A 7,117-nucleotide genomic window follows, 5' to 3' on the forward strand; every position below is an offset into this window, starting at 1 on the left:
CCGAGCTCAATGACCGACCACGAAAAAGACTAGGGTTTCAAAAACCGATCGAACTGATCGAAAACCTCCTGTTGCAATGACCGCCAGAATCCGCCGATCCTCATGCGGGTCATCGCGGCCTTCCAAGCTGGGGCTCAAAGTGGGACTGATTCGCGGCGGGCGACGATGGCTCCGAGGGGCCGGTGGCTTTGGCCGGTTCGGCGGTGCGTCTCGAGCACTTCGAAGCCGTGCCCTTCAAGAATTGCTTCTAGTTCGGCAGCGGGCCATCGATACGCGCGGGTAACGGCGTGATCGAAGGGCTCGATTTTAGCACCGTCGAAGTGCCCGAGCAGGAGGACGCCACCGGCCCGGATGGTGCGCGAAAACTCCGCGATCGGTACCCCTATGTGTGATGGCTCGTGGTGGATGGTGGAGTACCAGGACAGGATCCCATCGAGGGAGCCGTCTCGCTCTTGAAGGTTGTCGATGCTGCCGAGCTTGAAGGTTGCGCCCGGATAGGTGGAGCGTGCGTGCTCGAGAAACGAAGGCACGAGATCAATCCCATAGATGTCGAGGCCGCGGGCGGTGAGGTAGCTCGTCCAGTGTCCCGGCCCGCAGCCGGCGTCCAGGGCGCGGCCGGAAACGGTAGCTGCCCAGCTATCGATCAGCTGACGGTCTAAGGGGTGCACCGCATCCATGGTTCCGAGGAGATCGATGTACTCCTCAGCTCGACGGGAGTACGCATTGGTGACAATGGTCATACACGTCGACAGTAGCGGACCCCGCTGCGAGACCTGAGCCTGTCTGTAAGAGGATCCTCAAACAAAGATACGGAGCAGGAGGGGAGTGATTGGCGACGATTCAACGTGCGGGCTTGGCTAATGACCGGCGGACATTTTCGATCGCGTAGTGGCTCAGGCTGAGGTCCTCGTGGTGGAGGTATGTGAACGTGGGAGTCTCGCCAGGGGGAACCCATACTCCGTAAACCGTCCACTGCGGCCGCTGGAAGGACCACCACTTCACGCCGTCGTACTTCCTCTGCCCGGCGCCGTCACTCTCTCGGAACATGCGCAGCGCCCAGGTCTGCGTTGTGGGCCGGTCGCGGATAACAACCTGCCGCGGTCGCAGACCCCAGTAGAGCAGGTTGTTGGCGTCGTCGAGGTCCAGTAGGGGAGTGTCATCGGGGATGTCGAACACACCGAGGACCCGGCGGCCGCCGGGAACGAATTTGCTCAGGAACATGTCGTCGGACCACTTGTCGAGGTTGCCGAACACCTCCCCGATCGCTCCCTCGGGCTTCTCGGAGAGGTACCAGGTGTCGTAGTGGTTGGCGTTGTCGATGCGGCCCGTGCGCTGTGGCCGGTGTAGATGGCCGGGGTGTCCTCCTTGGCCTGGTTTGGCCTTCGGATCGTAGACAAATACCCGGTACGCGAGGGTCAAGAGTAGGAGCCCTCCATTGCCGCTTCCAGGGCTTCGATCACCCTGACCGGGCCCTCCTGGGCGAGGACGTCGATCGGTTTGGCACCGTCGAGGTACGAGTTGGAACCCTTCAGCCAGTCACGGGCGACGCTATCGGTCCAGATGAGTGATGCCAGCTCGACGACATGATCCATGCCGATGACGCGTCGCTGGTTCTCGATGCTGGGGCTTTCCTGTCCTGTGGCCCAGCGTCCGGGCTGACCGCGATGGACATGGAGGATCTCGGCAAGGGTGGTCTGATTACCGAAGAACTTCAGCAGGTTCTTGGCGCGCGCAGCCATCCCCAGGTCGGGCACGGAAATCTCCACCGTTGCTGTTTCTGCCGGCTTGAGTGCGCGGTGGTTGTAGTGCGAGAGAGTCGGCGAGGACATGTGCTTGGACCGGGCGGCTACCCTGCGGCGGTGAGTGCCGGACCTGGACTTGACCTTGTACCGCAGCTTGCCGGACTTGGGTGCCTTGCTCTTGTCGATCTGGACCATCACCGTGGCGGGCATGTTCACCGGAATCGGTGCGCGATAGGGCTGGATCTCTGATCTGGTCTGCTTCTCCGTCTGGGGCATGCAAGAACACTACGCCCGACAAGCATGTCGGGCAACGAGCTCGTCGCGACGTTCACTCATGGCGTTGTGAGATTTTGGCTCGGATCTGTGCCAAGGCGACACGCCTGACAGAGGAGTCACCCTGCTGTCCGCTGGCGCCGCGGTCGGCGCACTCCTCGAGGATCCCTAAGTGTCACCGACTGTGCCCGTAAGCCGGTCGTCCTCCGCACCTGCTGGAATCTCACGGGCTAGTCGGTGCCGTTAGGCCGGGGAGCGGGCGTTTATCCGGGACGATGTAAACGGGCGCACGGGTACCACAAGTGGAACGCCGCATCCGGGTGGATGCCCGGCAATAGTGTCTCGGAAATCTACAGTTTTACAAGACACTTGAGCAGCGCCGTTCGCCTCCGGCAACTTCCGCGGAATCTCAAGACCCACCCTGTCTTGGAAAGTCGTCTCACCACAAAGTGTCTCGGTTCTCGGTTCACTGGGACTTTCTAAGGCACACTTGTCATATGAGGCATCTCGGATATACCCGCGTGAGCACGTTGACTCAGGATGCGAAGCTGCAGCTCGATGCATTGATTGCTGCCGGTGTGCAGAAGCGGGATGTGTTTGCCGATGTGACGTCCGGAAGCAGGACTGCGATCGAGCGTCCTGGAATGAAGAAACTCCTTGAATACGCCGACGAGGGAGACACGGTCGTGGTGTGGCGAGTCGACCGTCTCGGCAGATCACTCATAGATGTCCTGAACACGGTGAACCTGCTTCGGGAGCGGGGCATCCTGGTTCGGTCCCTGTCGGACGGTATCGATCCGGAAACCTCGACGGGCCGGCTGATGTTGAACATGCTTGCGACCCTGGCTGAGTATGAGCGTGAGCTTATTACTGAACGGGTCAATGCCGGTATCGCCGCTGCTAAGCAGGGCGGTACTCGTTTCGGCCGCCCCCTGTCGGATCCAAAGGTTATTTCCGACAAGCTCGCTCTCGTTGCTGACGCACGAGCCAAGGGGCGCACGGCCGAAGATGCAGCGCAGCTCGTCGGATGGAGTCGGGCAACGCTGTACCGGCATCAACAGGCTCACGCGGCCCGCGCAGGCGTTGACCTGCGGCCTGCAGGTTCATAGCCGTAAGTACTGAGCGATTCGCTACCTCCACCCGAACGCCTCAGACAGGAGCGCATCATGATCAGACTCTTCCGCTGGTGGCTCACCTCGAGCATCCGCTACAGCTACCGGTTCGTCCGTTTCATCCTCCGGCTGCCGCTGTTGCTGCTGCCCATCCCGCTGCGGGTCCGCAACCAGGTCGCCGGCGCCCTGGCGATCACGCTTTGGTTCGCTGGCCTGTACGTGTTGGTCGCCGCGGCCGCCGCGCCGTGGTGGGGTCAGCTGATGGTTGCTGCTGCAGCTGCACTGGTCATCGTCGGTGTGGTGCGGATGGAGGGTCGCCGGCCGATCGTCCGCCGGCCCGTCCGGGTCCGATGACGTCCTGGCGGAGGTAGCCGGCGATGAGGCGGCGTAGGGGAGAGGCTGACCGGTTTTGGGAGAAAGTCGTCAAGGGCCCGCGGCCGCAGGACTGCTGGATTTGGACCGGTGCTGTCGCCGACGACGGCTACGGGCGGTTTTGGGTTACCAGGGACGGCGAGCAACGCGCTCTGCGGCCGCAACGCTACGCCTACGAACACCTCACCGGGGAGACCCTGCACCCTGGCATCGCGCTCATGCACGTTTGCGACGTCCCACTGTGCGTGCACGCCAGCACCGGGACGGACACGCACCTGCTGCCCGGTACCCAGGCGTTGAACATGCTTGACCGGTCCCGGAAGGGCCGGCACGCAAACGCCTCGACGTTCCGGTGGCGTGGCATCGGCCGCGCCCAGTTCCGTGCCCAGTCGCTCACACTGCGCACCGCTCTCCTCGAGCACGGATGGAACGAACCGATCATCCGCCCCCTACTCACCGGCATCGACCCCGAAGCACCAACGCTCTTCTGACCATGGGAGGGCGCACTTGGCGACCTGGTCATGTGCCAGTCGATTCGCGGGCATCCGTCCAGTCTCTGAGTCCCCGCGTCAGTCCCCGCACCAATTGCCGTGTCAGGGCCGTGTTCTACGCTTCGTAGTGGAGTCCTGTCCGGGGTGTCCGTCGTACCCGACCTACCGTTGGAGCATGATGCCTGTGAGCTCGATACCGCGCCCGGCCGACCTGGCCCTCCGCGTCCGCCGCGCCTTCCGCGCCCGGGTCTCCGGCGATCCCACCGGGGCGCCGGACTGGGTACGCGACATCGCCCTGGTCGGGGAGGGACCGGGCTGGTTCGAGCCCGACGGCGTCGTCTGGCGGGTCCACGGCAACCTCTCCACCCTCGTCGGCGGGGTCGCGGCCCTCCTGGGACAGGGCGCGCACCCGCTGGCGATGGCCGGGGTCGCGCGGCATTCCTCCTACCGCAGCGATCCCTGGGCCCGCCTTGCCGGGACCGCGCGGTGGCTCACCGTGAGCACCTTCGGCTCCGCGGAGCTAGCAGAGCGGGAGGCTGCGCGGGTTCGCGGCATGCACGGGCGGGTCCGCGGCCGCGCCTATTCCGCCTCCGACCCTGCCCTGCTCCGCTGGGTGCACCTGGCCTTCACCGATGCCTTCCTCGGAGCCCAGGAGGCCGTCGGCCACGACCTGGCCCCGCGGTTCGGCCGCGACTGGGCCGACACCTACGTCGCCGACTGGTCCCGCAGCGCCCGGGCGCTCGGGGCCGGGGACCTTCCGGTCAGCCGCCGGGAGCTCGCCGAGGCCCTGCGCGCGGTGGAGCCCGACCTCGAACCCGTCCCCGCCGAGCTCCTCGCCTTCCTCTCCGCCCCGGACGGGTTGAACCGGGCCGAGCGGGTCTTCCACAGCGGCCTCGTTAGCGCCGGGGCGCTGGTGGTCTCCCCGTCCGTGGCCCCTCTCGCCGGGGTGCCCGGCCGCGGCGACCGTTCGCCCGCGGCCCGCCTCCGTTTGCAGCGCACCCGCTGGCAGTTGCGGACCTTCCAGCTGGCCCTCGGGCCGCATAGTCCTTCGGAGGACGCGGCGCGCTACCGGATCGGCCTCGCCGGCCCTCCGGACTGGCTCAGCTAAGCCGCGGCCGCGCCCAGTTCCGCGCTCAGTCCGTCGAGCTGCGTACAGCACTCCTCGAGCACGGGTGAAATGAGCCGATCATTCGGCCGCGACTCACCGGCATCGACCCCGAAGCACCAAAGCTTTCCAAAGCGGGTCTAGGCGGGCCCGTCGATGCGACTGCCCCAGGCATAGGCGATCCACGGTCCGGTCCCGACGTCGGGAGGGTGCTTCATCATGGCCCGTTCGGTGACCTGGTAGTCCGCCGGAGCCTGCCGGTACATGGCCTTCACCAGGTCGATATCCCGGTCGACGGTGCTGTCGTCCCAGAGGACGTCGTAGCGGAATGCACGCACTCGGCGGCGGCGCCACCTCGAGGTCGTGTAGTGCGCCGTAGCGCGGAACGCGAACGGGAGTGGATCGTCAACCGGCACGAGTGCCCTTCTCTTAATCAGTAGGTACAGCCTACGAGGCACCAGCCTTTCAACCTCTGAGCGGTCCTCTCGCTTCGCTTCGGCCTGATGAGGTCCGGGCGCTCCTTCGTTGCGCCCGACCCTGACGGTTTTTGCTGCTGTCCTTCGGATTATGCGCCCCCGCTCCACAGCGTCAACCTGCTTCGCCGGCATCGGGCACACCCATCCTGTCCGGCGCTCCTGCGTCGCTTATTTCCTGCCAAGATTGCCGCACCCTTGCACCTACGGCGTTGAGCACTGCTCCGTCGGGGACGAGCGAGCGAGCTCGCCAGCAGGCAGAAAACAACTGTGAGTCTTGCAGTGGCTGGTCTGGGACTAGCCGGCAGTGTTGATGCCGGTCGTTCCGTCTGACGTGTGACTCGAAAAAACAATTGCCCCGCCAGGGTGCATTTCCCTCGACTTGTCCGCGCTGGGTGGAGCGGCCGGCGTTGACCTGTCTCACGTCGGTGGCTTGATTAGAAGCTTGCCCAGCTTTTGCGGTTGTGGCTCATCACAGTATTGCCTCGAAGTGACTCCTCCCAGGTCAGTGCCGGTCGCGACGCGATTGATCTTGCCCGTTCGACAGAAAGGAGGGTGGCCGCAGTGACACTCGTCGCGCAGACCCGCCCATTCGTCATCGGCGTGGATTGCCACGCCCGCACACACACCTACTCAATCATCGAGGCCCGTACCAAGCGACAAGTCGCGTGCGAACAGTTCCCGACTACCTCGGCAGGGATCTCCCGCGCACTTGCCTGGGTAGGCCGACGCACGGACGGCGACACAGGGTGTCTGTGGGCTGTCGAGGGTGTCGGCTCCTATGGGGCACGTCTGGCCCGGGCAGTAGCCGAGGTCGGCTACTGCGTTGTCGAAGCTCCACGAATGAACGCCCGAGGACGCCGCACGATCGGCAAATCCGATCCGTTGGACGCCGCGGCCATCGGAACCGCAGTCCTGGCTTTAGATGAGTCCCAGCTTCGAACCCCACGCCAGGACGAGGGAGCCCGTGCCGGACTCAAGATCCTGAGCGCAGCCAGGGATCAGTTGACCCGGGACCGAACGATGAACGTCAATGCGCTCATCGCCTTACTCCGGGCACACGATCTAGGAATCGACGCTCGTAAATCGCTGGTTCCCGCCCAGATCGACACGATCACTAGGTGGAGGGAACGAGACGAGCCAATCGAGTTGTTGATCGCGCGCGAGGAAGCAGTTCGGTTGGCGCGCCGCGTCCACGAAGTAACCACTCAACTAGCTGCTAACCAGAAGCGTATGACAGAGCTGATCCAGCAGAGCCCCGCGGCGCCACTGCTGGAAATGATGGGCGCCGGGGCTGTCACAGTCGCCACGATCCTGACAGCCTGGTCGCATCCGGGAAGGATTCGCAGCGAAGCTGCCTTCGCCTCCCTAGCAGGGGTGAATCCCTTGCCAGCCTCAAGCGGTAACACTGTCCGACACAGACTCAACCGGGGCGGTGATAGGCGCCTCAACCGAGTGAGGTGTGTCAAGGATTTGAGACAGTTGGTTAGTTTCTTTTGGTTAGGCAGCCGCGGGTAGCGGCTGATTTCCTCTTGTGAAGTTGGCCATT

At 64.3% G+C, this 7,117-nt stretch carries 9 protein-coding genes; 5 read left to right on the top strand and 4 right to left on the bottom strand.

The genetic code is table 11. The features are described from left to right. Positions 1–134 precede the first annotated feature (134 nt). The 3 genes from IWX65_RS16950 to IWX65_RS16960 all read right to left on the bottom strand — a co-directional run bounded on the left by IWX65_RS16950 (position 135) and on the right by IWX65_RS16960 (position 2,018). Positions 135–740: a class I SAM-dependent methyltransferase gene (locus IWX65_RS16950; protein ID WP_196884734.1), complete on the bottom strand. Its 606-nt coding sequence runs from the start codon at positions 738–740 to the stop codon at positions 135–137. 100 nt (positions 741–840) lie between these two features. Further along, positions 841–1,419 (bottom strand): RES domain-containing protein, encoded by a 579-nt coding sequence (locus IWX65_RS16955; RefSeq protein ID WP_196884735.1) that lies wholly within the window; start codon positions 1,417–1,419, stop codon positions 841–843. Continuing rightward, on the bottom strand, positions 1,416–2,018 hold the full coding sequence (locus tag IWX65_RS16960; protein ID WP_196884736.1) for a DUF2384 domain-containing protein: 603 nt from the start codon (positions 2,016–2,018) through the stop codon (positions 1,416–1,418). The genes IWX65_RS16955 and IWX65_RS16960 overlap by 4 nt, the downstream gene beginning before the upstream one ends. A gap of 494 nt (positions 2,019–2,512) precedes the next feature. On the opposite strand from IWX65_RS16960, the gene IWX65_RS16965 reads away from it, so the two are divergent. The 4 genes from IWX65_RS16965 (at position 2,513) to IWX65_RS16980 (ending at position 5,098) form a co-directional block, all read left to right on the top strand. Beyond that, positions 2,513–3,124 (top strand): recombinase family protein, encoded by a 612-nt coding sequence (locus IWX65_RS16965; protein ID WP_196884737.1) that lies wholly within the window; start codon positions 2,513–2,515, stop codon positions 3,122–3,124. Positions 3,125–3,181: 57 nt separating this feature from the next. Next, positions 3,182–3,481 (top strand): hypothetical protein, encoded by a 300-nt coding sequence (locus tag IWX65_RS16970; RefSeq protein ID WP_196884738.1) that lies wholly within the window; start codon positions 3,182–3,184, stop codon positions 3,479–3,481. A 23-nt stretch (positions 3,482–3,504) separates the two neighbouring features. Further along, positions 3,505–3,990, top strand: a complete 486-nt coding sequence (locus tag IWX65_RS16975) for a hypothetical protein (protein WP_196884739.1) — start codon at positions 3,505–3,507, stop codon at positions 3,988–3,990. Between the two features lie 184 nt (positions 3,991–4,174). Further along, on the top strand, positions 4,175–5,098 hold the full coding sequence (locus IWX65_RS16980) for an oxygenase MpaB family protein (RefSeq protein ID WP_196884740.1): 924 nt from the start codon (positions 4,175–4,177) through the stop codon (positions 5,096–5,098). Between the two features lie 137 nt (positions 5,099–5,235). On the opposite strand, the gene IWX65_RS16985 is transcribed toward IWX65_RS16980, so the two are convergent. Further along, the gene (locus tag IWX65_RS16985; RefSeq protein WP_196884741.1) at positions 5,236–5,511 is read right to left on the bottom strand and encodes a hypothetical protein; all 276 of its coding nucleotides are present in this window, start codon (positions 5,509–5,511) and stop codon (positions 5,236–5,238) included. A gap of 660 nt (positions 5,512–6,171) precedes the next feature. Here IWX65_RS16985 and IWX65_RS16990 point away from each other — a divergent pair. Next, entirely contained in the window at positions 6,172–7,086 is a 915-nt protein-coding gene (locus IWX65_RS16990) for an IS110 family transposase (protein ID WP_334683970.1), read from the top strand. Positions 7,087–7,117 lie beyond the last annotated feature (31 nt).

Source organism: Arthrobacter sp. CAN_A214 (genome assembly GCF_015751955.1).
Classification (GTDB): Bacteria; Actinomycetota; Actinomycetes; order Actinomycetales; family Micrococcaceae; genus Arthrobacter_D.